This window comes from Tianweitania populi (genome assembly GCF_014652875.1).
Taxonomy (GTDB): Bacteria; Pseudomonadota; Alphaproteobacteria; order Rhizobiales; family Rhizobiaceae; genus Tianweitania; species Tianweitania populi.
On record NZ_BMZQ01000002.1, the window covers coordinates 1,007,775 to 1,031,766 of the forward strand.

Annotated in this window: 24 protein-coding genes; 7 read left to right on the forward strand and 17 right to left on the reverse strand. The window is 62.3% G+C overall.

All coding sequences use genetic code 11. From position 1 onward, the window contains the following. Positions 1-7: 7 nt before the first annotated feature. The 4 genes from sdhD to IE166_RS14160 all read right to left on the reverse strand — a co-directional run bounded on the left by sdhD (position 8) and on the right by IE166_RS14160 (position 1,883). Positions 8-391 carry a succinate dehydrogenase, hydrophobic membrane anchor protein gene (sdhD, locus tag IE166_RS14145; protein WP_189504871.1) on the reverse strand — a complete coding sequence of 128 codons (384 nt, stop codon included), beginning with the start codon at positions 389-391 and terminating at the stop codon, positions 8-10. Position 392: 1 nt separating this feature from the next. Next, positions 393-791 (reverse strand): succinate dehydrogenase, cytochrome b556 subunit, encoded by a 399-nt coding sequence (gene sdhC / locus IE166_RS14150; protein ID WP_189504873.1) that lies wholly within the window; start codon positions 789-791, stop codon positions 393-395. A 202-nt stretch (positions 792-993) separates the two neighbouring features. Beyond that, positions 994-1,362 carry a hypothetical protein gene (locus IE166_RS14155; protein ID WP_189504875.1) on the reverse strand — a complete coding sequence of 123 codons (369 nt, stop codon included), beginning with the start codon at positions 1,360-1,362 and terminating at the stop codon, positions 994-996. 59 nt (positions 1,363-1,421) lie between these two features. After that, positions 1,422-1,883, reverse strand: coding sequence for a GNAT family N-acetyltransferase (locus IE166_RS14160; RefSeq protein WP_189504877.1), 462 nt, complete (start codon positions 1,881-1,883; stop codon positions 1,422-1,424). Positions 1,884-2,107: 224 nt separating this feature from the next. Between IE166_RS14160 and IE166_RS14165 the strand changes: the two genes are divergently transcribed. Further along, positions 2,108-2,953, forward strand: a complete 846-nt coding sequence (locus tag IE166_RS14165) for a COG3904 family protein (RefSeq protein ID WP_244641475.1) — start codon at positions 2,108-2,110, stop codon at positions 2,951-2,953. 21 nt (positions 2,954-2,974) lie between these two features. Here the strand turns inward: IE166_RS14165 and IE166_RS14170 are convergent, their stop codons facing one another. Then, positions 2,975-4,177: a GGDEF domain-containing protein gene (locus IE166_RS14170; RefSeq protein WP_189504879.1), complete on the reverse strand. Its 1,203-nt coding sequence runs from the start codon at positions 4,175-4,177 to the stop codon at positions 2,975-2,977. Between the two features lie 160 nt (positions 4,178-4,337). Here IE166_RS14170 and IE166_RS14175 point away from each other — a divergent pair, with 160 nt between their 5' ends. Next, positions 4,338-4,658, forward strand: a complete 321-nt coding sequence (locus IE166_RS14175) for a hypothetical protein (RefSeq protein WP_189504881.1) — start codon at positions 4,338-4,340, stop codon at positions 4,656-4,658. An 89-nt stretch (positions 4,659-4,747) separates the two neighbouring features. Here the strand turns inward: IE166_RS14175 and leuC are convergent, their stop codons facing one another. The 3 genes from leuC to IE166_RS14185 all read right to left on the reverse strand — a co-directional run bounded on the left by leuC (position 4,748) and on the right by IE166_RS14185 (position 6,950). Next, complete coding sequence (gene leuC / locus IE166_RS14180) at positions 4,748-6,157, reverse strand: 3-isopropylmalate dehydratase large subunit (protein WP_189504883.1); 1,410 nt, start codon at positions 6,155-6,157, stop codon at positions 4,748-4,750. 66 nt (positions 6,158-6,223) lie between these two features. Next, positions 6,224-6,352 carry a hypothetical protein gene (locus IE166_RS20825; protein ID WP_280514885.1) on the reverse strand — a complete coding sequence of 43 codons (129 nt, stop codon included), beginning with the start codon at positions 6,350-6,352 and terminating at the stop codon, positions 6,224-6,226. A gap of 46 nt (positions 6,353-6,398) precedes the next feature. Then, on the reverse strand, positions 6,399-6,950 hold the full coding sequence (locus tag IE166_RS14185) for an MgtC/SapB family protein (protein WP_189504885.1): 552 nt from the start codon (positions 6,948-6,950) through the stop codon (positions 6,399-6,401). Between the two features lie 320 nt (positions 6,951-7,270). Here IE166_RS14185 and IE166_RS14190 point away from each other — a divergent pair, with 320 nt between their 5' ends. Further along, the gene (locus IE166_RS14190) at positions 7,271-7,984 is read left to right on the forward strand and encodes a hypothetical protein (RefSeq protein ID WP_189504887.1); all 714 of its coding nucleotides are present in this window, start codon (positions 7,271-7,273) and stop codon (positions 7,982-7,984) included. Positions 7,985-8,010: 26 nt separating this feature from the next. On the opposite strand, the gene IE166_RS14195 is transcribed toward IE166_RS14190, so the two are convergent. From IE166_RS14195 to IE166_RS14215, 5 genes are all read right to left on the reverse strand, one after another. Further along, positions 8,011-8,289: a helix-turn-helix domain-containing protein gene (locus tag IE166_RS14195; RefSeq protein ID WP_189504889.1), complete on the reverse strand. Its 279-nt coding sequence runs from the start codon at positions 8,287-8,289 to the stop codon at positions 8,011-8,013. Further along, positions 8,258-8,533: a BrnT family toxin gene (locus IE166_RS14200; protein ID WP_189504891.1), complete on the reverse strand. Its 276-nt coding sequence runs from the start codon at positions 8,531-8,533 to the stop codon at positions 8,258-8,260. The genes IE166_RS14195 and IE166_RS14200 overlap by 32 nt, the downstream gene beginning before the upstream one ends. A gap of 89 nt (positions 8,534-8,622) precedes the next feature. Then, on the reverse strand, positions 8,623-9,156 hold the full coding sequence (locus IE166_RS14205) for a GNAT family N-acetyltransferase (RefSeq protein WP_189506002.1): 534 nt from the start codon (positions 9,154-9,156) through the stop codon (positions 8,623-8,625). Between the two features lie 57 nt (positions 9,157-9,213). Further along, positions 9,214-10,590 (reverse strand): dicarboxylate/amino acid:cation symporter, encoded by a 1,377-nt coding sequence (locus IE166_RS14210; protein WP_189504893.1) that lies wholly within the window; start codon positions 10,588-10,590, stop codon positions 9,214-9,216. 207 nt (positions 10,591-10,797) lie between these two features. Further along, a complete protein-coding gene (locus IE166_RS14215; protein ID WP_189504895.1) occupies positions 10,798-11,577 on the reverse strand; it encodes a Bax inhibitor-1/YccA family protein in 780 nt (259 codons plus the stop codon). 243 nt (positions 11,578-11,820) lie between these two features. On the opposite strand from IE166_RS14215, the gene IE166_RS14220 reads away from it, so the two are divergent. The 4 genes from IE166_RS14220 (at position 11,821) to IE166_RS14235 (ending at position 17,379) form a co-directional block, all read left to right on the forward strand. Continuing rightward, complete coding sequence (locus IE166_RS14220; protein ID WP_385966345.1) at positions 11,821-12,615, forward strand: 3-hydroxybutyrate dehydrogenase; 795 nt, start codon at positions 11,821-11,823, stop codon at positions 12,613-12,615. A gap of 187 nt (positions 12,616-12,802) precedes the next feature. Then, positions 12,803-13,939, forward strand: coding sequence for an efflux RND transporter periplasmic adaptor subunit (locus tag IE166_RS14225; RefSeq protein WP_189504900.1), 1,137 nt, complete (start codon positions 12,803-12,805; stop codon positions 13,937-13,939). 2 nt (positions 13,940-13,941) lie between these two features. Continuing rightward, positions 13,942-17,115 carry an efflux RND transporter permease subunit gene (locus IE166_RS14230; protein ID WP_189504902.1) on the forward strand — a complete coding sequence of 1,058 codons (3,174 nt, stop codon included), beginning with the start codon at positions 13,942-13,944 and terminating at the stop codon, positions 17,113-17,115. Positions 17,116-17,220: 105 nt separating this feature from the next. Next, positions 17,221-17,379, forward strand: a complete 159-nt coding sequence (locus tag IE166_RS14235; protein WP_189504904.1) for a DUF3309 family protein — start codon at positions 17,221-17,223, stop codon at positions 17,377-17,379. Between the two features lie 78 nt (positions 17,380-17,457). On the opposite strand, the gene IE166_RS14240 is transcribed toward IE166_RS14235, so the two are convergent. From IE166_RS14240 to IE166_RS14255, 4 genes are all read right to left on the reverse strand, one after another. Then, on the reverse strand, positions 17,458-18,633 hold the full coding sequence (locus IE166_RS14240) for an MFS transporter (protein ID WP_189504907.1): 1,176 nt from the start codon (positions 18,631-18,633) through the stop codon (positions 17,458-17,460). 111 nt (positions 18,634-18,744) lie between these two features. After that, entirely contained in the window at positions 18,745-22,203 is a 3,459-nt protein-coding gene (pyc, locus tag IE166_RS14245; RefSeq protein WP_189504909.1) for a pyruvate carboxylase, read from the reverse strand. A 169-nt stretch (positions 22,204-22,372) separates the two neighbouring features. Then, positions 22,373-23,488, reverse strand: coding sequence for a branched-chain amino acid ABC transporter substrate-binding protein (locus IE166_RS14250; protein WP_189504911.1), 1,116 nt, complete (start codon positions 23,486-23,488; stop codon positions 22,373-22,375). Positions 23,489-23,637: 149 nt separating this feature from the next. Then, on the reverse strand, positions 23,638-23,985 hold the full coding sequence (locus IE166_RS14255; protein WP_189504913.1) for a DUF6867 family protein: 348 nt from the start codon (positions 23,983-23,985) through the stop codon (positions 23,638-23,640). Between the last annotated feature and the right edge of the window lie 7 nt (positions 23,986-23,992).

The following is a 23,992-nucleotide window of genomic DNA, read 5'->3' on the forward strand; positions in this document are numbered from 1 at the left end:
TGCCGCGTCAGCCTCCGAATGCGATTTTGAGAAGAGAAAACACGCAAATTCCGCCTACCAGCACCACGAAGAAGCTGTTGAGCATCATCAGCGTGACTTTGACCAGTTCGTTGTGGATGTAGTCGGAAACGACTTCCTGCATGCCCAGGCGCATATGCTCCAGGCTGATCAGGATAAACAGCATCACCGGCACCCAGACGAGCGGCTGGCCGAGTGTTGCGCGCACTTCAGCGAAGCTGCTGCCGGCAAGCGAAACAACCAGGCCGATCACGAACAGCGACAGCGGCAGAAGGGCTGCGGAGGAAACGCGCACCGCCCAGAAATGGCTGGTGCCGCTTTTGGTGGAGCCGAGGCCGCGAACCCTGTTCAGGGGCGTACGCATGTCTGCCATGTCAAAGCACCAGATAAAGCGCGACCCAGGTCAGCGCGGTCAGAACAACGGATGCGATCAGCGAGGCCCAGGACGTTTGTCGCGACACGTGCTTTTCCATGGCGACGCCCGTGTCCCACAGCATGTGGCGGACGCCGCCGACCGCATGGAGGAACATCGCCCAGGTGAAGCCGAGCAGAACAAGCGTTCCGAAGATTGATCCCATCACGGCATTGGCCGTGTCGAACCAGTCTGGCGAAGTCGCCGCGGCGACCAGCCACCAGGCAACCAGAAGCGTGCCGAAATAGAGCGCGCCGCCGGTGATGCGATGCGCAATCGACAGCGTCATCGTGATCGGCCAGCGATAGATGGTAAGATGCGGTGAAAGCGGCCGTCTGGACGCGGCAGTTGATCGGCTCATGGCTCCCCCGGCTCGGACCCGTGTTGGCCGGAACAAAACCGGCGCCGGCCCTACGGATTGCGACATTGGCTGCGGGTCTCTTAATCAGCTTTTTGCAGCGCGTCAAAGCCCCAAACAGGTGTTTGACTTGAATCTAGCGTCGGTCAGTCGGCGGACCAGGTTTCTGCTGTCCGTTCAATCGATTAGGCTGGTGTTTGACCTGTCAGGAGCGTTTGCAGCTCAGCGTCGGTTTGCCGGCAACCATGTAAAGCGCTTCGCCATCTTCCAGCACGATGGCCTGGTTGGAACCGCCGAATCGCGCATTTTGCGTCGGCGGCGCGGCGGGCAGGTCGATGGACGCGCCATCCGTGCCCTGCACCCGCACGGCGCTGCCCAGGTTTTCCACGGTAATGGAGCCGTCTTCGCCACAGCTATAGGTCGCCATGCGTGGCTGTGCAGCGGTGCCTTCGGCTCCGCCCGTATTCGCATTGTTGGTCGTTTCCGACGCGACGCAGGCGGCGGCCAGGATCGACAAGGCAATCAGGACCGTCGTGTTCCGGACGAGGCGTCCGGTCTTCTGATTCGTTTCCATCACCGGCAGGATTACCGCCGCCGTGATTGGTGATCAACGCCGAACGGGGTGGCGAAAGGTTACCTTGCGCTGAAGTCGATGACGTAGCTCGTCCAGTCGGCCGGGGCCGCCACCTGCTCATAGAGTTTGCGGCCGTCTTCCGGTTGGCGCGGCGCGTTGAGGATGAGGTATCGCCAGCCTCGCTCGTGGCCGAAGTCTGCAAGAACATCGACCATGGCCTTGGCGATACCCTGGCCGCGAAAATCCTGATCCACGAAGATGTGGTCGGCCATTCCGTAGCGCATGCCGGACACCGGCTCCGGCAGATCGGTGAAGATCATGAAGCCGATCAGCCTGTCGTCGATGCGGGCGCCCAGCACCTCCGCCGAGCGATCCTGCAGAAGCATCTCCGCATAGTAGCTGTCCGGCCGCCGCGGCGCGCCGCGCGTCAGGGCTTGCGCATAGGCGGCAAGAAGCGGCGCTAGCTCCGAAGCATCGCGGAACTGCAGCGGCGCGATGTCGGTCGTCGGCATCTGGGTCATCGGTCTTTGATCCTCAAAGTGACCATGTGTGTCAATCGCGCCAGCAAGTCTCGCATCCGCGCGGGTGACTTTGGTTAAAAAACAGTTAACATACTTCCCGGGGTGCTGCTTCGGCAGCTGGCGATCTGGGTTTTCAACATGGCTTGTTCTCAGCAAATGGAGAAGCGCGCTCAGCGTTCCGCAGGCTTGTGCGCCGTCCGCTCGTGGCAGTGCAGGGTCGGACAATGAACACGTTCGGTCTCCGCCGGCAGGACATCTATCGCGCGCCGCTTCGCGAGCGCAGTCCGGTGCTGCGCTACCTTAGCCGGTTCGATGCAGGTGAGGCGGTTCGGTGGGCGCTACGCGGCCTGCTTGTCGGCGCGATCGTCGTGCTCGCACTGGATCTGCGCGATGTCGCTGCGCAGCGAGGCCTGATTTCGCCGGCCTTCTGGCCGCTTTTCGGTAAAAGCGACGTGGCACTGCCTGATGTGCGGGATGCGGGTTCCGACAGCCGCAGCGATCCGCGCCGAGACGTCACGACCGACGAGGCCTTGCTTGATGGCGATATGCGGTTTGCGCTGGAAGATGGCGGGCGTTTGACCCTGACCGGCCGCATCGTCCAGGGCAGTGCGGAAGCGTTCGCCAACGAGGTGAGGGCTCAGGGCGACGCCGCGATCACCGTGGTGATCAACTCTCCAGGCGGCTCGCTGGAAGATGCGATGGCCATGGGGCGGCTGATCCGAAAGCATGGTTTTGCCACGCAAATCCCGGATGGCGCGCTATGCGCCTCGTCTTGCCCTTTGATGTTTGCCGGCGGCGTTGAACGTTCGGCCGGTTCAAAGGCGGCGATCGGCCTGCATCAGTTTTATGCGGCGCCCGGCAGTTCCGATGATGCCGCAGCTGCACTTTCCAGCGCTCAGGCAACCACGGCGCGGATCAGCCGATACCTGACCGAGATGGGCGTGGATACGGCTTTGTGGCTGCATGCGCTCGATACGCCGCCGCAGGCGCTCTACTACCTCTCGCCGGAAGAGCGCAAAGACTACAAGCTCGTCACCGGCGCGCAAACGCTGGCTGCCGTTCAGAACTGAGCCGCCTATCCTGCCGACGGATCAGCCGTGTTGCAGAAAATTCGTTTGATCCTGCTCGCCATCCACCACGGCCGGCGCAATGCGCACGCAATCGCGTCCTGCCGTCTTGGCGAGGTAAAGGGCGGTATCCGCCCGCGCCATCAGCGCGTGGACGGTTTCCCCCTTCTGTAGCTCCGCCACGCCGAAGCTTGCGGTGAAGGTGCGTCCGGGCGGCGCGCCGGGGATGCTGAGGGCGGCGAAGCTGCCGCGCAGGCCTTCCGCGTAGATGCGGGCCATCGGCAGATTGGCGCCGGGATAGAGAATGGCAAATTCCTCGCCGCCGACCCGCCCGACGATCTGGCCGGCATTGGATGCCAGCGTCAGTTGGCGCGCAAACCCCGCGATCACCAGATCGCCTGTGCCGTGGCCGTAGGTGTCGTTGACCGACTTGAAGTGGTCGAGGTCGCACAGGATCATGGCAAGCGGCACGCGCGAGCCCTGATAGACATGCAGAAGCGGTGCGGCGCGCTCCTCGAAGCCGCGCCGGTTGAGGACGCCGGACAGTGGATCGGTTTCGGACTTCACCATCATGACGCCAAGCGTGTTGCGCATCATGACCATGATGATCATCAGCCCCATTGCGAGAAAGAAGATCGCGCTCAGCGTCTGCGATACGATCGCATAGGAGGTGGAAATGTAAGCGCTCGGCGTTTCGCCGATATTGCCGATCCATAGAGCAATCAAAGGCTTGGCGAGGAAGTGCGCTGCGGTGGCGGACACCACCGTGAGAAGGCCGTAATCGAGCGCTGTCTTTTGCGAACTGCGCAGCACCACGATCGCCGCCAGGCCCTGCAACAGCGCATAAGGCAGCTGGTACAAGACCATCGGCATAATGGAGAGCCGCGGCGTGCCGTCATGGATCAGGATCGTTCCCAGCGCCACGAACAGCAGGCCGACGATCCAGAATGAGGGAACGGGCTGGTGGTAGGTGCGTGCCAGACCGACCGTGAGGCAGGCGAGCCCGAAAGCAAGGCTCATATAGGTCGCGACAACCAGGAACTCGGCGTCCGGGATCAGATCGACCGCGAATTCCAGACCGACATAGCTGATCGCCAGAACGCAGCTGAGAACCAGCCAGCGCGGGGCGGTGGCCTTGTTGTCGTAGGCGGCCATGAACAGGAAAGCCCCGGCCACCAGGACCGCGACCGCCATATTGATGATAAGGATGAAGCCGCCGCCGCTCATCGCTGGAATCCGTTTGGTCCTCTTTATCGTGCCGCGGAAAAGAGTTGGTTAATGGAAGTGCTGCCTCCTGCCATTCCGGAACCGCGACCGGAAGCCGTGCATTGTGGTGCGAGGCATGAATGTGCCACCTAAAAAACCAACGAAAACAAGGAGCGTAGGCATGGCCGATACGATCACTCTCACCGATCACGAAGCGATTCGAGACTGGGCGGCGGCGCGAATGGGGTCTCCGGCTGTTGTGGATATCTCGCCGGCCTCCGGCACGCAGCCGATGCTGCGCCTGGTATTCGACCAGCAGGCCTATCTCGACACGGACCAAGCCGAACGTCCTGTTAATGCTGGCGGAATCGAGCTGGTGGAGTGGGACGAGTGGTTCAAGCTGTTCGACGAAGCCGAGCTGGCGCTGGTGGTGTCGGAAGATGTGCCGGGCCAGCGCGACAGCTTCCATGAGCTCATTCGGCGCGACGAAGGCACCAAGTAGCAGCGCAGGACGGGCAAGTCGCAGCACGGAACAAACAAAAAGAGCGCCACTTGGGCGCTCTTTCTACGATATGGCGGACGTTTCCGGCTTTAGTTGAAGGTGCGGATGTCCACGAAGTGGCCGGCGATCGCGGCAGCCGCGGCCATGGCCGGTGACACCAGATGGGTGCGGCCCTTGAAGCCCTGGCGGCCCTCGAAATTTCGATTCGAGGTCGAGGCGCAGCGCTCATAGGGGCTTAGCCGGTCGTCGTTCATCGCAAGGCACATGGAGCAGCCCGGCTCGCGCCAATCAAAACCGGCTTCCACGAAGATCTTGTCGAGACCCTCGGCTTCCGCCTGTTCCTTCACGAGACCCGAGCCCGGAACGATCATGGCGCTGACCTTCGGGTTGACCTTGCGGCCTTCCACGACCTTGGCGACTTCGCGCAGATCCTCGATGCGGCCATTGGTGCAGGAGCCGATGAAGACGCGGTCGAGTGTGATGTCGGTGATCTTGGTGCCGGCGGTCAGGCCCATATAGTGAAGCGCGCGCTCCTTGGAGGTCCGCTTGTTTTCGTCCGCGATCTGAGCCGGATCGGGAACCACGCCTTCAACGGACACGACGTCTTCAGGCGAAGAGCCCCAGGACACGATCGGCGGCAGTGCGGCGGCGTTGAGCACGACGACCTTGTCGAAATGCGCGCCCTCATCGGTTTGCAGGGTCGACCAGTATTCGACGGCCTTGTCCCAATTCGCACCTTTTGGCGCACGGGGCTTGTCCTTGACGTAAGCGAAAGTGGTTTCGTCCGGCGCGATGAGGCCGGCACGCGCGCCGCCTTCGATCGACATGTTGCAGATGGTCATGCGGCCTTCCATCGACAGCGCGCGGATCGCTTCGCCAGCATATTCGATGACGTAGCCGGTGCCGCCGGCCGTGCCGATCTCGCCGATGATCGCCAGGATGATGTCCTTGGCGGTGACGCCTTCGGGCAGCTGCCCATCGACGCGCACCAGCATGTTCTTGGCCTTCTTCTGGATCAGCGTCTGGGTGGCCAGCACATGCTCGACCTCAGAGGTTCCGATGCCATGAGCGAGAGCGCCGAACGCGCCATGCGTGGAAGTGTGGCTGTCGCCGCACACGATGGTCATGCCGGGCAGGGTGAAGCCCTGTTCCGGGCCGACGATGTGGACGATGCCCTGGCGGACATCGACGGCATCATAGTATTCGACGCCGAACTCGGCGGTGTTGCGGGCCAGCGCCTCCACCTGGATACGGCTTTCCTCGTTCTTGATGCCGAACTTGCGCTCGGGCGAGGTGGACACGTTGTGATCGACAACGGCCAGCGTTCTTTCGGGATGGCGGACCTTGCGGCCGGTCATGCGCAGACCCTCGAAAGCCTGCGGGCTCGTCACTTCGTGGACGAGGTGACGGTCGATATAAAGCAGGCAGGTGCCATCGTCCTGTTGGTCGACGATGTGGTCGTCAAAGATCTTGTCGTACAGGGTGCGCGGTGCGCTCATGGTCGTGATCCGTGAAAAGTCGTGAATGGCTGGATGCCCCGGAGGGCTCTGGCGACGGATGTCGACCTAGCTAAGTCGGGCCGTGGAGGCGCCGCAGACATGCGCAAAGAAGCGGCCCGGCAGACGCTTGCGGTCCTGCAGGGTGAAACGGCGATAGGCGGGTTTGCCGAACAGCGCTTCCATGCACTGGCTCATAGCAAGCTTCGGAAGGCTCGGCAATCGCGAGCGGAAGCCTGGGCTTTCACGTCTTCGGCTTCGAGGCGTCTCGCGCAGGGGAAGGCTGGTCGTTCTGCGCGCCGGCGTGCGGCTCATCCGTGTCACCGCCACTGATCGTCTTGCTGAGCGAATTGATGACGCTGAGGATGACGATGGCAACAAACGTCGCGAGCAGCGCGATCTGCCACAGACCGAGACCGCTGGACAGACCGATCGCGCCCGCGAGCCACATGCCGGCACCGGTCGTGAGGCCATGAACTTTGCCGCGACCGGCCCAGATCAGGCCGGCTGCGAGAAAGGCGACGCCGGCCGTCACCGCTTCCACGGCACGGATCGGATCAACCTGCACCGGCGCGTTGGCAAACACCGGAGACAGCGTGATCTCGACGGTGAGGATGCCGAACACCGCGGCGGCGACACAAACCATGATGTGGGTGCGCAAGCCCGCCGAATGGTTGCGCCATTCCCGCTCGAAGCCAATAACGGCGCCGAGGATGGCAGCCAGGAGGATGCGGGCGGCCAAGACCGGGAACGGCACGACGGTCGGATGACCGATCTCTTCGAAGAGGGCTTCCATTCAAGCCAAGCCTTTCTGCCTCGATAGCCGTTGCTTCAACGAAAAACGGCGGCGAGACCGTCACCTGGTGTTCGTGCTGAAACTACGCCGGCATTGTCAACTGGTGGAATGCCGGCTTGGTTCGCTTTGAAGTAGGGCAGGCGTGACATGGGGGGTACGCGGTTCAGCATGGTGGGAGATTATCATGTCGATACGTCGGGGCTGAAGCCGCTGACGACAGAGTCGATCGCCAAGGAAAGATGCGTAAGCTAGGATCGGCGGAGCTCGATCGGTAATTGGCTCAGGTTGACAAGTAGGCTCTGAAAACAAAGGAAATGCGTATGAACCGGCGCCTGACGCTTGTCCTTGCACTCTGCATTGCGCTTTCAACGATGAGCGGTGCCGGCTTTGCTGCCAAACGTCCGATCATCGACTTTCGCATTCCTGCGCCGGAGGGCATGTGCCAGCTTAACCCTCAAGATGACGGCATAGTGGGCGAGGTTTATGAGGACAACAGGCTGAAGATGGCGCAGACTAGAAACCTTCTGATAGCGCTGTTCTTTCCCTGCGAGATCTTGGCCTTGGAGAACTTGGCCGATCAACCGGATATCACGCCACGCTGGATCTCAGTCTACAGCCACAACATGACCAATGGAGAGTTGGTCAAAAGTCCGCTTGCACCGGATCAGTCGCGGTTATCCATGGAAAATGCGTTCCGCGCCATGAATGTTGAGGGGTCCTACGTGAATGCGGCTCTAGAAGACTTGATCCCGAAAATGGAAACGGGCGTGACATTCGAGACCGGGCCGCTGACAGAGATCGTGAGGAGCAAGGATCCCGAGATCCTTTACGTCAAGATGTTCACCCGCGCGCAGGCTGACGAGCATTTGGTCGAGACCCGCTCAGTTGTCGCCTTCACGCAGGTTGGCGGCTACGACGTTTCCATCACCAGTACCATCACGAAGGGCTCAAACGGCGACTATACACGTCTCTTGAACGAAAGCCGGGTCATGGCGAAGGCCCTGCGTGCAGAGTCGACGTTTACGAGCGAGTGAGCGCGACATCGCTCCGCTTACAGCAATTACGCAACTGCCTTCGCCACTATGTCTGGATGTTGGCCGATCACGCGCACATAGGCGATGGCGAAATCCGGCGCGGTTGTTCGCGCCTGCTCCCAATCGCGCAGCGTACCGACAGGAACCCGGAAGCGATTGGCGAACTCAGACTGTGACAAGCCAAGCCCCGTCCTTGTTGTGCGGATCAGGCGTGCGCGCTGGCCTCGCTCCAACGCTTCGGCCGTCACGTCAAAATCTTCGGCATCGGCTGGCTCAGCAGCTAGCGTGATAGGCTCTTTCTTCACCCTTGTTGCTCCTTCTCACCGAGATGAAGCGGGGAAGGTCTCCCCGCCAAACAAAGACGCCGGTGAACAGCTTCTCTCCGACAAATCCAATCACCTTGAATCGCTCCTCACCATCGATCTCGCGGATCGAAGGGATAATGAGGTGGTCAACGTCTTCGAAAATCCTGTCGCCGAAAGCGAGCGGCAGGTTGTGCTTGTCACGATTACTCAGGTCCTTGGTGGGATCGAACCTATCCGCCGTCATGACCGAAGATATACGGAATTTCCGTATGAAGCGCAATCTTTTTCATTCGGTGTGCTACAGTTTGAGCATGCCCGAGGTCCGCTCGTTAATCACTGCGCCGAAGCCTCCTGCCGCAAATCCAGCATCAGCAGTTCTTCATCAAAGCCTCGGCCGTCGATCACCATCGCATCGCGCTCCACCCCGAAGGGTACGAAGCCGAGTGCGTGGTAGAGGCGGCGGGCGGGGAGGTTGTGCATGGTGGCGTTGCATTGCAGGATCACCTGCTGCTCGCGCGCATGGGCGATGATGCCCTCGACCAGTGCGCGGCCAAGACCGCTCTTGCGCCAATCCGGCTTGAGGTAGACGCTGACCATCTTGGCCTTGTGGCGCGTCTTGATTCCGCCATTCGGGATATAGGCGGCCATGCCGATCAGGGTTTCGTTTTGGAAGGCGCCGAGCGTCAGGCCAGGCAGTGCAGGTGCGCAGCGTGCGGCCATGTCTTGGTCGCGCAGGGTCGATTCATCGACCGGACTGGCGCTGAAGGCTTCCGGGCTGTCATTGAGCGCTTCCAGGCGAAGTGCGCGGTAGGCGTCGACATCCGCCGCCGTCAGTGGGCGGATGGTGGTTTCAGGCTGTGCAACGATGGTCCCCTCCCAGCGTAGAAGCCGGGACGGCCATGATAAACGGCCGCCCCGAAGATCTTACGCCGGCTGTGGTGCCGCATCCGTGTCCAGCGCGTCAATACCGCCGGCATTGTCATATTGCGCCTGGTTGAGGATTCCGGCGCGCTTGGAGACGATGGTCGGGATCAGCGCCTGGCCAGCGACGTTGACGGCGGTGCGGCCCATGTCGAGGATCGGATCGACCGCCAGAAGCAGGCCGACGCCGGCAAGGGGCAGGCCGAGCGTGGAGAGCGTCAGCGTCAGCATCACCACCGCACCGGTCAGGCCGGCAGTTGCGGCCGAGCCGATCACCGACACGAAGACGATCAGGAAATAGTCCTGGATCGAAAGCGGCACGCCGTAGAACTGCGCAACGAAGATCGCGGCGATGGCCGGATAGATCGCGGCACAGCCGTCCATCTTGGTGGTGGCGCCGAGCGGAACCGCGAAGGCCGAATATTCGCGCGGCACGCCGAGGCTCTTTTCGGTCACGGCTTCGGTGACCGGCAGCGTGCCGATCGAGGAGCGCGACACGAAAGCGAGCTGGATGGCGGGCCATGCACCGGCAAAGAAGCGGGCCGGCGACAGGCCGTGCAGGGTCAGGATCACCGGGTAAACCACGAACAGCACGATTGCGAGGCCGATATAAACGGCGGCCGAGAACCAGCCGAGCTGCGACAGGGTCTGCCAGCCATATTGCGCGACCGCGTTGCCGAGCAGGCCGATCGTGCCGATCGGTGTCAGACGGATCACCCACCACAGGATCTTGCGGGTGAGCGCCAGCAGCGAGCGGTTGAAGGCAAGGAAGGGCTCAGCCGCATCGCCGACCTTGAGTGCTGCAACGCCGACGGCGATCGACACGACGAGGATCTGCAGGACGTTGAAGTTCAGCGATGTGGTGGCGCTGCCATCCGTGATCTTGGTGGAAGCCTGAAGGCCGAGAATGTTGGCGGGAACTAGACCCTTCAGGAAGTCGATCCACGAACCGGTGGAAGACGGAGCCTTGGCGGCTTCAGCGGCGATCTGCGTGTTGAGGCCGGGCTGGATGATGAGGCCGAGCGCGATGCCGATCACCACGGCAATCAGCGCGGTGATGGCGAACCAGAGCAGTGTCTGCCAGACCAGCGCTGCCGCATTGGACAACTGGCGCAGATTGCTGATCGAGGCGACGATTGCCGTGAAGATCAACGGAGGGACAAGCGCGCGCAGCAGCTGCACGAAGATCGAACCGATGGTCGACAGGGTCTGCGCCAACCAGTTCGGATCGCCGGCCGGATTGTTGCCCATGTTGCGGGCAAGGAGGCCGAGCAGGATGCCGACCACCATGGCGGCGATGACCTGGAAGCCGAAGCTTGCATAGAACGGTTTGAAGACGACCGGACGGGCCGCGCCTGAAGCGGGATGAGAAACGGGCATGTGAGGTAACTCCAGCAGTCCGCGCGCGGGCGTTGAAAACGCAGGGCCAGGACGATTGCGCCCAGACCTACGCCTCATTTTGCCATCGGAACAGGCAAGATGATCTCACATTCAGCAGTTTGCGGCAAAAAGAACCTTCGAAGACCCCATCAAACAAAAAAAAGCCCCGGCTTTGCCGGGGCTTCTCGAGGATCGGTTCGCTTCTGCTTAGTCGCGGTTGCCCATGAACTGCAGCAGGAAGGTGAACATGTTGATGAAGTCGAGGTAGAGACGCAGGGCGCCCATGATCGCCTTGCGACCGGCAACCAGCGTGTCGTCGCCTTCCCAGTACATTTCCTTGATCTGCTGGGTGTCATAGGCGGTCAGGCCTGCGAAGATCAGGACGCCAGCCGCCGAAATGACGAACTGCAGCATGCCCGAACCCAGGAAGATGTTGACGACCATCGCAATCATCAGGCCGATGAGGCCCATGAACAGGAACGAGCCCATGCCGCTGAGGTCACGCTTGGTGGTGTAGCCGAACAGCGACAGCGCGCCGAACGAGGCAGCGGTGATGAAGAAGGTCTGGACGATGCTGCCGGTCGTGTAGACCAGGAAGATCGAGGACAGCGAAACGCCAACCAGAGCCGCATAGCCCCAGAAGGTTGCCTGTGCCGCACCAGTCGTCATCTTGTCGATGCGGAACGACAGGAAGAACACGACGGCAAGCGGGGCCAGCATCACGACCCAGCGCAGCGGCGAACCATAAACGGCAACGCCCAGCGAGGTCAGCATCTTGCCGTTCGGCAGGGTTGCCGCGGCCAGCGACGGATCATTGGTCGTGGTCAGCATCACCATCGCCAGAGCGGCGACGCCGGTGATGGCAAGACCCAGTGCCATGAGATTGTAAACGCGCAGCATGTAGCTGCGCAGACCCTGGTCGATACCGGCGTCGGCCTGCGTACCGTAACCGGCAGGGCGGGTCTGATAATTACGCATATCAGCCATTGTTTCCTCTATTGCTTCTGTCTCGTCGGGGTCCGGTCGCGGATCAACCGAGGCGCCGCTGGCGAGACGTCCAGCATGCCTTTGCGGAATATGATGGTTTAGAAAGTCAAGAACAAGGCCTGTTTCACCCTGCAAAGGTCACGTGATTGTTAGAAGCCGCGTCGCTGTGCGCCCTTTGCCGCAAGGGATTGCGGGGCGGCGCGGATCATCGCAGCATGGTTGCTCACTGAAAACACTTTCAGCCTGGAAGGAAAAAGCATGGCCAAGGCCGCACTCGTGACGGGATCGAATTCGGGAATAGGGCTGGCGATCGCGCGTCAGCTGGCAGCGGCCGGCTATGACATCGCGCTGAACTCCTTCACCGATCGCGCGGACGATCACGCGCTGGCTGAGGAGATCGCGGCCGAGACAGGCGTGCGCGTGATCTATCTGGCCGCCGACATGTCGAAGCCCGCGGAGTGCCGGGCGTTGGTGGAGCGCGCGCATGATGCGTTCGGGCGGCTGGACGTGCTGGTGAACAATGCCGGCATCCAGTTCGTGGCGCCGGTGGAGGAATTTCCCGAAGAGCGCTGGGATGCGATCATCGCGATCAACCTGTCATCGGCCTTCCACACGTCGGCGAAAGCCATTCCGCTGATGAAGGCTGCGGGCGAGGGGCGCATCGTCAACATCGCTTCGGCGCATGGGTTGCGTGCGTCGCCCTTCAAGTCGGCCTATGTGGCGGCCAAGCATGGCATTGTCGGCTTCACCAAGACGGTGGCGTTGGAGCTTGCCGGCAGCGGCATCACCTGCAACGCGATCTGCCCCGGCTTCGTGCGCACGCCGCTGGTAGAAAAGCAGATCGATGACCTGGCTGCGACCCATTCGCATCTGCGCAAGGAAGAGGTGGTGCGCGACATCGTTTTGCAGAAACAGCCGAGCAAGCAGTTCGTGACTGTCGAGCAGATCGGGGGAACGGCAGTGTTTCTGTGCTCGGATGCAGCCGCGCAGATCACCGGCACCACCATTTCCGTGGATGGTGGCTGGACGGCTCAGTAACCAAGGAAGACGGCTGCAATCATTCCGCCTTCTTTGCCAGTCAAAAACCGGTTATTGAGCGTCCGGGCCGGGGGATGACGCACAGCTCTTCTTTGCTGTCGGACCGGACCGGGCGGAAACGTCCTTGAATATCCGGCGGCAGATGCGGCACCGCCATGATGACTGCCCGCAGCATTTCGGACACGGTATGGCGAAGTTCAGGTTCCACAAGCTGGCCGCGGTCGCGGTTCTGATCGGCTTTGCCGCCTGGACGGCGACGGGCGAGTTCTCGTCGGTCGGTTCGGCCGCGGAAGAAGCCGAGGCCACCCGCGCCGACCAGGCCGCGCACGCGCCTGTCGCCCCGCCGCGCACCGTGGCCGTTGTCGTGCCGCCGCGTGTGATGCATGCGCGCGCCGTGCGCATGTCGGGCGTGACCGAAGCCAACAAACGCGCGCTGCTGGCCACGCGTGCGGGCGGGATCATCGACGAACTGCCGGTGGAACAGGGCCAGGCCGTGAAGACCGGCGATCTCATCCTTCGGCTTGCGGCGGAAGAAAAGACCTCCGGCGTGGACACGGCGCGCGCGCTTCTGGCGCAGCGCGAAGCGGAGAACAAGGCATCCGAAAGCCTCGCCAAATCCGGCAATCTCGCGCGGTTGCAGATCGACGCGTCGCGCGCAGCCCTGGCGCAAGCGCGCTCGCAGCTGGAAACCGCGCAGGCGGAACTGTCGCGCAATGAAGTGCGTGCGCCCTTCGACGGCGTGGTGGACCGGCTGGATGTCGAACTCGGCAGTTCGGTGACGCAAGGCGGCCAGGTCGCGACGCTGCTTAATCTCGACCCGATCCTTTCGGTTGGTGAAGTTAACGAGCGCGAACTCGCCTACTTGCGTCTAGGCGCGGAGGCCGATGTCCACCTCATCAATGGCGGTGAGGTGAAAGGCAGCATCCGCTATATCAGTCGCGAGTCGTCGGCTCAGACCCGGACCTTCCGCATTGAGGTCGCGATCCCCAATGGCGATGGCGCCATTCCCGCCGGCATGACCTCGGAAATCACGCTGCGCGTCCAGCCCGCCGAGGCCGTCGTTTTGCCGCGCTCGGTGGTCACGCTTTCGCGCACCGGCGAACTCGGTATCCGCACGATCGACCCGAACAACAAGGTCGCGTTCCACACGATCGACCTCGTTGACGACACGCCGAGCGGCCTCGTGCTTGGCGGCATCCCGGCCGATGCGCGCGTGATCGTTGCAGGGCAGGACCTCGTAACGGAAGGCGACACGGTCAACCCGGTTGAAGCCGATGCCGCAACGCTCCAGAAGCTGGCGGAAGGCACAGGCGGGACGCTCTGACCATGGACATCATAGCGATCGCCATCCGCAATGCCCGCCTGACGCTGTCGATCCTGCTCTTCCTGGTGATCGCCGGCGCGCTGGCTTACCGCGCCGTGCCGAAGGAAGCCGAGCCGGACGTCGCGATCCCCATCATGTATGTGAGCCTGATCTATCAGGGCATCTCGCCGGAGGACGCCGAGCGCCTGCTGCTCAGGCCGGTCGAATCGCAGCTCAAGAGCCTCAAGGGGCTCAAGGAAATGAAGTCAAACGCCTTTCAGGGCGGCGCCAACGTGATCGTCGAGTTCGATCCGTCGATCGATCTGGGCGATGCGCTGATCGACACGCGCAACAAGGTTCAGGACGCCAAGCGCGATTTGCCGACGGGCGTCGAGGAGCCGACGGTCAACGAGGTCAACCTTTCCGAATTTCCGGTGGTCTTCGTCACGCTGTCGGGCGACATCCCCGAGCGTGCACTGGCAACCGCCGCCAAGACCCTGCGCGACCGCATCGAGGAGGTGCCGGGTGTGCTGGAAGGCGAGATCCAGGGCTCGCGCGACGAGATGGTCGAGGCGATCATTGATCCGGTGCGGCTGAGTTCCTACGGCTTAAGGCTCGACCAGTTGATCCAGGGTATCGGCCAGTCGAACAGCCTGGTTGCGGCCGGCGCCATCGAGGGCAGCGAAGGCAAATACGCGGTCAAGGTTCCCGCGCTCATCGAAACGCCGGAAGACGTCGCCAACCTGCCGGTTGTCGCCAGCGCCAATGCCGTTGTGCGCGTGCGCGACCTGGCCACCGTGCGCTCGACCTTCGAGGATGCCGAAACGATCGCGCGGATCGATGGCAAGAGCGCCATCACGATCGCGGTCAAGAAGCGCATTGGCGCCAATGTGGTCGAGACGATCGAGGGCTCGAAGGCGGTGGCGGACGAATTCGTCAGCCAAACCCAAAAAACGCTGCCCGGCTTGCAGGTGACTTACACGCAAGACAAGTCCACCTTCGTCAACCAGCTGCTGAACGACCTGCAGAACCATGTGATGATCGCGGTCATCCTGGTGTTCATCGTCATCCTCTATGCCCTGTCCGGCCGCGCCTCTCTGCTGATCGGCCTGTCGATCCCGTCGTCCTTCCTGATCGGCATCCTGCTGCTGGCGCTGATGGGCTACACGATCAACATGATCGTGCTGTTCAGCCTGATCCTGGCGGTCGGCATGCTGGTCGACGACGCGATCATCGTCACCGAATATGCCGAGCGGCGTATGTCGGAAGGCGTGCACCGGGTGCAGGCCTTCGAGGAAGCGGCTAAGCGCATGTCCGGCCCGGTGATCGCCGCGACGCTGACGCGCATCGCGGCCTTCTCGCCGCTGCTGTTCTGGCCCGGCATTGTCGGCGACTTCATGAAATATCTGCCGATTACGCTGATCGTGACGCTGGCAGCATCAATGGCCTATGCGCTTCTGTTTGCGCCCGCCATCGGCGCAATCATCGGCAAGGCGCCGAAGGAAGAGCACCACGAAGGGCGCGACGGCTTCTATATGAGCGTCGTGAAAACGGCGGTGCGTTTCCCGATTACTGCATTGGTGCTCACGGTCGCGCTGCTGTCCGGTGGGCTTTATTCCTATGTGAAGTACGGCAACGGCGTCGAGTTCTTCCCCTCGGTCGAGCCGGATTACGGCCTGCTCTATGTTCATGCACGCGGCAATCTTTCGCTTGGAGAGATGGACGCGGCAACGCGCATCGCTGAACAGCGGATGCTCGGCTTCCCCGGTATCAAGTCGGTTCTGACCAAGGTCGGCAAGACGCGCGGCGGCGAGGATGTTCCGGAAGACGTCGTCGGCGTCATCAACTACGAGTTCGTCGATTGGCGCGAGCGCAAGTCCGCGCACGAAATCCTGGACGAGCTGCGCGGGGTCATGGCCGGCATTCCCGGTGTCGATGTCGAGGTGCGCGTGCCCGACGCCGGTCCGGCTACCGGCAAAGCGGTGCAGGTGCAGCTCTCGGCAGCCGATCCAACCGGCCTGAACGCCTATGCGCAGAAGGTTGCCGATGCGGTCGCTCAGGTGCCCGGCGTCATCGATCTTTCCAACGGCCTGCCGCCTCCGGGTGTGGACTGGGCGCTCGAGATCGACCGTGCCAAGGCTGCGCAATACGGCATTTCGCCGATTTCGGTGGGCACGATGGTGCAGCTCGTCACCACCGGCCTGAAGCTCACCGATTATCGTCCGGCCGGCGCCGATGATGCGGTCGACATCCGGCTGCGCCTGCCTGAAGATCGCCGCACGCTGCTGGCGCTCGACGATCTGCGGATCGAGACGGCGCAGGGTTCGGTGCCGATCTCGAATTTCGTCACCCGCAAGGCCGAGCCGACCGTCGGCATCCTCAACCGCATCGACGGCAAGCGCACGATCACCGTGCAGGCCAACGTCGCCACGGGCTTCCAGGTGGCCGAAGTGCAGGCGGCGGTCGCCAAGGTGGTGGGCGACATGGCGCAGCCCGGCGTCGACTGGAAGCTCGCCGGCTCAAATGAGGACAGCGCGGAGGCCGGCGCGTTCCTGGTCAACGCGTTCGGCGCGGCAATCTTCCTGATCTTCCTCGTGCTGCTTGCGCAGTTCAACAAGTTCACCAGCGTCTTTCTGGTGCTGTCCTGCGTCGTGATGGCGGTGATCGGCGCGCTGCTCGGCATCCTTTTGACCGGGCAGACCTTCGTGATCGTGATGTCGGGCATCGGCTTCATCGCGCTGGCCGGCGTTGTCGTGAACAACAACATCGTGCTGATCGACACCTATGACCGGCTGCGCGAAGAAGGCTGGGACAAGCGCGATGCGATTTTGCAGACCTGCCGCGAGCGGGCGCGTCCCGTGGTGCTGACGGCGGCCTCGGCCATTCTCGGCGTGCTGCCGATCGCCTTTGGCCTCGGCCTGGAAATCTTCCATCACGAGATCACGATCAACGCGCCGTCCACGCAATGGTGGATCGCGCTGTCGTCGGCCATCGTCTACGGCCTTACATTTGCAACGGCTTTGACGCTAGTGGTGACGCCATCGATGCTGATGATCTTCACGCGCGAGCACAACCGGGCGAAGAAGCCAAGCTGGTTCGCGCGGATCTTCCGCCGCAACCGGACGGAGGTTGTAGCCCCGACTTCAGACCAGGATCTGATCGGCCCATCGCTGCCCTATCCAAAGGCGGCTGAGTAAGAAACTTCGCCACCTACTTCACGACACCGTTATATTAGAGGGAACCAATAGGTCGCTTGCGCATTTTTGCCACAATCTGATCCTGTCTCGTGAAAGGCAACTGCGATGACGCTTTCGACCATCCTCATCATCATTCTCGTGCTGCTCCTGATCGGCGCGATCCCAAGCTGGCCGCATTCGCGTGGCTGGGGTTACGGCCCGTCCGGCATCGTCGGCGTCATTCTGGTGGTGCTGCTGATCCTGGTTCTGATGGGCCGCGTTTAAGCGCAGCCAGTCCCAGACCAAGAAAAAGCCCGGCCTTGGTGCCGGGCTTTTTTGTTTCCGTTCAGTATCCGGCTGGTTTCAGTGACCAGATTGCGCGCCGTCGGCCGAGGCCGCGAAGCGGGCGGCAAAGAACACGATCACCAGCAACACCGACAGGGCGAGATAGATCGGCGCGAAGCCAGTGCTCTGGCCGATAAAGCCAATAAACGACGGGGCGACGAGGATGCCGGAATAGCCGAGCGTCGACACCACGCTCATGCCTGCAGCCGACGAAATTCCGGGCTGGTTGCCAGCTGCCGAAAAGGCGATTGGGATGATGTTGGCGAGACCGAAACCAGCAAAGGCGAAGGCCGCGATAGCCAGCCACGGTGTCGGCGACAGACCCGCCACGATGATGCCGAGTGCCGCGATCAGGCTCGATACGCGCAAGGTCAGCACCGCGCCGAAGCGGTTGCGTACGATGTCGCCGAGAAAGCGCATCGTCGCCATCGTCGCGGAAAAGGCGGCAAAGGCAAAGCCGGCGGTGGCGATATCGGCGCTGCGTTCCTGGCGCAGGTAGATCGCGGCCCAATCCAAGATCGCGCCTTCCGGGATCATGGCAAACAGCGCGATGAGGCCGACGATATAGATGGCGGGCTGGCGCGGGAAGCCGGTTCGCGTCTTGGCTTCCGGTGCCGGCTGCTCCTCGCTGACAAGAAAGCGGATCGCGGCGAACACCACGATCAGGGTGATGAGCGTGACCATAATGGCATGGGGCAGGGTGCCGAAGCGCTGGATCGTCAAGCCGCCCAAGCCGCCGCCAGCAAAACCGCCCAGGCTCCAGAAGCCGTGCGAGGCCGACATGATGGCCTTGCCGAGCTTGCGCTCCACGGCCACCGCATTGGTGTTCATCGCGACATCCATGCCGCCGACCAAGGCGCCGAACAGCACCATGGCGGGGGCCGCCAGCCAGACGCTCGGCATGGCAATGACGATCAGCAAACCGACGGTGCAGGCAACGGCAAAGGCGGTGAGGACTTTTCGCGACCCGTAGCGGGGAATGAGAAGTCCGCAGGAAGGCATGGCGACCAGCGCGCCGAGGCCGAAGCCCAGGATCAGCAGGCCCAGCGTGGCTTCACGAATATCAAGCCGTGTCAGCAACAGGGGAATCTGCGGCGCCCAGCTGCCGACAATGAAGCCGTTGGTGCAGAACATGGCGGCGACCGCCCAGCGGCCGCGCTGTGCCGCCGCTCTGTTTTCCGTCGTGATCGCCATTGTCGCCCCTTCCATCTGCGGAGCGACAGCTAAATCGATGCGGGCGCAAGTCAATGCACCAAGCAAGGTTGGCGCAGAGCCAGCCGGTCACTTCGCGTGACCGGCTGATACTCAGCCATAAACGATCAGCAGATCCTTGGCGTCGATCTGGTCACCGGCCTTGACGAGCACTTCGGCGACCGTGCCGTCGCGCTCGGCATGAAGGGCGGTTTCCATCTTCATGGCTTCGATCGACAGGAGCACGTCGCCGGCCTTGACCGCCTGTCCGGCAGCCACGGCGAGCGTCGAAACCACGCCCGGCATCGGCGCGCCGACCTGGGTGTCGTTGTTCGCCTCGACCTTGCGCCGCACCGTTCCGTTGGCAGCGCCGCGCGCACGATCCAGCACCTTGATGCGGCGCGGCTGGCCGTTGAGCTCGAAGAAGACGGTGGCCTTGCCCTTGGAATCGACATCGCCTTCGCCAAGGCAGCGGATCACCAGCGTCTTGCCCTTCTCCAGCGTGACGAAGATCTCATCCTCCATCTGCATGCCGTAGAAATAGGTCGGCGTCGGCAAGACGCTGACGGGACCATAGGTGTCCTGCGCGGCCGCGAAGTCGAGAAAGACCTTGGGATACATCAGCCAGGAAGCAAACTCCTGCTCGCTTGGCGCGCGGCCGAGTTTCTCTTCCAGCTCCTTGCGCAACGCCGGAAGATCGGCCGGTTCGAGCAGCGCGCCGGGACGATCAGTGATCGGCGCGGCACCTTTCAGTGCCTTCTTCTGCAGCGCCTGCGGCCATCCGCCGGGCGACTGTCCGAGATCGCCGCGCAGCATGGACACGACGGAATCCGGAAACGCGATGTCCCGGGCGGGGTTCTCGACATCGGCGACCGTCAAATCCTGCGACACCATCATCAGCGCCATGTCACCCACGACCTTGGACGACGGCGTGACTTTCACGATATCGCCGAACATCAGATTCACATCATGATAGGCCTGCGCCACTTCGTGCCAGCGGGTCTCCAGCCCGAGCGATCGCGCCTGTTCCTTGAGGTTGGTGAACTGTCCGCCCGGCATTTCGTGGAGATAGACTTCCGATGCCGGCCCCTTCAGGTCGCTTTCGAACGCGGCATACTGGTTGCGCACCGCTTCCCAATAGAAAGAGATGCGGCGGATCGCTGCCGGGTCGAGCCCGGTTTCGCGATCCGTGTCCTTGAGCGCTTCCACGATCGAGCCGAGGCAGGGCTGCGAGGTGTTGCCGGAAAACGCGTCCATCGCCGCATCCACGGCATCGACGCCGGCTTCCACCGCCGCCAGCACGGTCGCGGCCGAAATGCCGGAGGTGTCATGCGTGTGGAAGTGGATCGGCAGGTCGGTGGCCTCGCGCAGCGCCTTGAACAACACGCGCGCGCCGGCGGGTTTCAGCAGGCCGGCCATGTCCTTGACAGCGATGATATGGGCGCCCGCCTTTTCCAGCTCAGCCGCGAGACCGGTATAATAGTTGAGGTCGTATTTGGCGCGGGCGGGGTCGAGAACATCGCCGGTGTAGCAGATCGCCGCTTCGCACAGCTTGTTCTCGGCGCGCACCGCGTCCATCGCCACGCGCATATTATCGACCCAGTTCAAACAGTCGAACACGCGGAACAGGTCGACGCCGCCGCTCGCGGCCTCGTGCACGAAATGCTGCACGACATTGTCAGGATAGTTGGTGTAGCCGACGCCATTTGCGCCGCGCAGCAGCATCTGCAGCAGGATGTTGGGCGCGGCCGATCGGATCTTGGCGAGTCGCTCCCACGGATCCTCGGTCAGAAACCGCATCGCGACATCGAAGGTCGCGCCGCCCCAGCATTCCAGCGACAGAAGCTCGGGCAGCGCGCGGGCATAAGCGCCGGCGATCGACACGATATCTGCTGAGCGCATGCGGGTGGCGAGCAGCGACTGGTGGCCGTCGCGCATGGTCGTGTCGGTGACCAGGACACGGTTCTCGCCGCGCATCCACTTGGCAAAACCATCCGGGCCAAGCGCGTCAAGCTTCTGCTTGGTGCCGTCAGTAATCGTGCTGTCGAAATGCGGCACGCGCGGGGCGGCGATATCGGCGCGCGGGCCGGGGCGGCCGCGGGTTTCGGGATGGCCGTTCACCGTGACATCGGCGAGATAGGTGAGGAGCTTTGTCGCGCGGTCCTGCCGCTTCACGCTGGCAAACAGCTCCGGCGTCGTGTCGATGAAGCGCGTCGTGTAGCTGTTATCGTGGAAGGCGGGATGCGTGATGATCGCTTCCAGGAAGGTCAGGTTGGTCGCCACGCCGCGGATGCGGAACTCGCGCAGCGCGCGCTCCATGCGCTTGATCGCCTCGCCCGACGACGGCGCCCAGGCTGTCACCTTTTCCAGCAGCGGATCATAGAAGCGCGTGATCACAGCACCCGAATAGGCCGTGCCGCCATCGAGCCGAATGCCAAAGCCGGTTGCGCCGCGATAGGCGGTAATGCGGCCATAATCCGGAATGAAATTCTGTTCCGGGTCTTCCGTGGTGATGCGACATTGCAGGGCGTGGCCGTTGAGCCGGATGTCGCTTTGCGCCGGAACGCCGCTTTCCACCGACCCTATCGCCGCACCTTCCAGGATGTGGATCTGCGCCTTGACGATGTCGATGCCGGTGACCTGCTCGGTCACCGTATGCTCGACCTGGATGCGTGGATTGACCTCGATGAAATAGAACTTGCCGGTATCGGCATCCATCAGGAACTCGACCGTGCCGGCGCCGACATAATCGGTGGCATCGGCGATCTTCAGCGCATAGCCGCAGAGCTCGGCGCGTTGCACGTCGTCGAGATAGGGTGCGGGCGCGCGCTCCACGACTTTCTGGTTGCGGCGCTGGATGGAGCAGTCGCGCTCAAACAGATGCACGGTGTTGCCATGCGTGTCGCCAAGCACCTGCACCTCGACATGGCGGGCGCGCTCCACCAGCTTTTCGAGATAGACTTCGTCCTTGCCGAAGGCAGCCTTCGCTTCGCGCTTGGCTTCGGTGACTTCGCGGGTGAGATCCGCTTCGGCGCGGATCGCACGCATGCCGCGTCCACCGCCGCCCCAGGACGCCTTGAGCATAACGGGATAGCCGATGCCAGCCGCGAGCGTCTTCACCGCTTCCATGTCATCGGGCAGGGGCTCGGTGGCCGGCACCACCGGCACGCCGACCTCGATCGCCAGATTGCGCGCAGCGACCTTGTTGCCGAGGCGGCGCATCGTATCGGGCTTCGGGCCGATGAAGGTGATGCCGGCTTCGGCGCAAGCATCGGCGAATTCCGGGCTTTCTGAAAGCAGGCCGTAGCCGGGATGGATTGCGTCGGCGCCCGACAGCTTGGCGACGCGGATGACCTCGTCGATTGACAGGTAGCTCTCGATCGGCCCGAGATCCTTGGCCAGATGGGGTCCACGGCCGATCGGGTAGCTTTCGTCGGCCTTGAAGCGGTGCAGGGAGTATTTGTCTTCTTCAGCCCAGATCGCGACGGTGGCGATGCCCAGTTCGTTGGCCGCGCGGAAGACTCGGATGGCAATTTCGGACCGGTTGGCGACGAGGATTTTCTTGATCGGCAAAGCTCTCTCCCTGCCGCTAACGAGCGGCGGTTCTAAGTTTGCGTAAATCATGATGCAGCGCAACAAGTGCCGTGCTGCAGACGCAAAAATCCTGACCGATCACTCGCACAAACGAAAAATGCCCGGCGCTGAGCACCGGGCATTTAGAAGCGTTTAGAAGCTTAAGAGCTTAGAGCTGCTCGTAGTTGTACTTGCCGTCGGCGCTCTTCTTCCACTGATACACGACGTAGTCGGCATCGGTGCGATCGCCCTTTTCATTGAAGGACAGCTCGCCGAGAACGGTCTTGAACGGACCCTTCTCGTGGATCGCCTTGGCAACGGCTTCCGGATCGTTCGAGCCGGCAGCAGCAGCGGCCTGCGCGATGATCTGCGTCGAAGCGTAGGCGTAGAGCGTGTAGGCTTCCGGCTCGAAACCGGCAGCGCGGAACTTCTCGACCACTTCCTTGGCGTTCGGGTTGTTGCGCGGATCCGGGCCGAACGTGTTGTAGGTGCCGACCACGGCGTCGCCGGCGATCGAAGCGAGTTCGTTCGACACGATGCCGTCGCCCGAGAACAGCGGCGCCTTGACGCCCTGGTCAGCCGTCTGGCGGATCAGCAGGCCGGCTTCCGTGTGGAGGCCGCCCCAGTAGATGAGCGAGACATTGGCCTGCTTCATCTTGGCGATCAGGGCCGAGAAGTCCTTGTCGCCGGTGTTCACGCCTTCATACATGACTTCCGTCACGCCGGCTGCGTTGAGCGCCTTCTTGGTTTCGTCGGCAAGACCCTGGCCATAAGGCGTCTTGTCGTGGATCACGGCAACCTTGGCGTCCTTGAAGTTGTCGGCAATGTACTTGCCGGCAACGATGCCCTGCTGGTCGTCACGACCGCAAACGCGGAACGTGTTCCACAGACCGCGCTCGGTGAAGACCGGGTTGGTTGCGGCAGGGGTGACTTCCACGATGCCGTTTTCGGCATAGACTTCCGAAGCCGGGATCGACACGCCGGAGTTGAAGTGGCCGACCACGAACTTCACGCCATCGGCAGCGAACTTGTTGGCGACCGAAACGCCCTGCGTCGGATCGGATGCGTCATCGCCGACCGTGACGGTGATCTTTTCGCCGTTGATGCCGCCGGCTGCGTTGATGTCCGCAACAGCCTGCTCGGCGCCCTTCTGCAACTGTGCGCCGAAAGCGGCGTTCGGCCCGGTGATCGGACCGCCGACGCCCAGCAGGACGTCCGCAAAGGCACTGCCGCTGAACGCGACAAGCGCGGTCAAGGCGACTGCTGATAACAGAGACTTCTTCATGAGTGCACTCCCATTCGTATAAGCAGGCCTGGATGAAACTTCCGTGCGATGCCCACCCCTCGCAGAAAGTAAAGTTTGCCCATTTTCAGGCAGTTGTCACGCCGATTCAAAATGTCTCGGCGGGAATGGTGAAGATCAGGCCCCAGGGCTCAGGAACGTGCCTTCCAGGACAGGGGTGATCCTTTTTCATAAAGCCAGCCATATTGGCGCACCATCTGGTTGGTGCGGGTATAACGATAGCCGACAAAGCCGAAGACCATCAGGATGATCGTATCCACGAGGTAGTAGTGGAGCGAAAACATCGTGCCTTCAAACAACGCATGATGAATGAAGCGAACCGCGACGCCCAAAGCCAGCAGCGAGAAGAACAGCGACAGGTAAGACCGCCAGGTCTTGGCGCAGGCGCGACCCGTCATCCAGGCAGCCCAGCCGCCCAGAATGAAGGTGATGAAGAAGAACTCCCAGATATTGGCTTCTTCGTAAAGGAAACCGCTCACGACATCG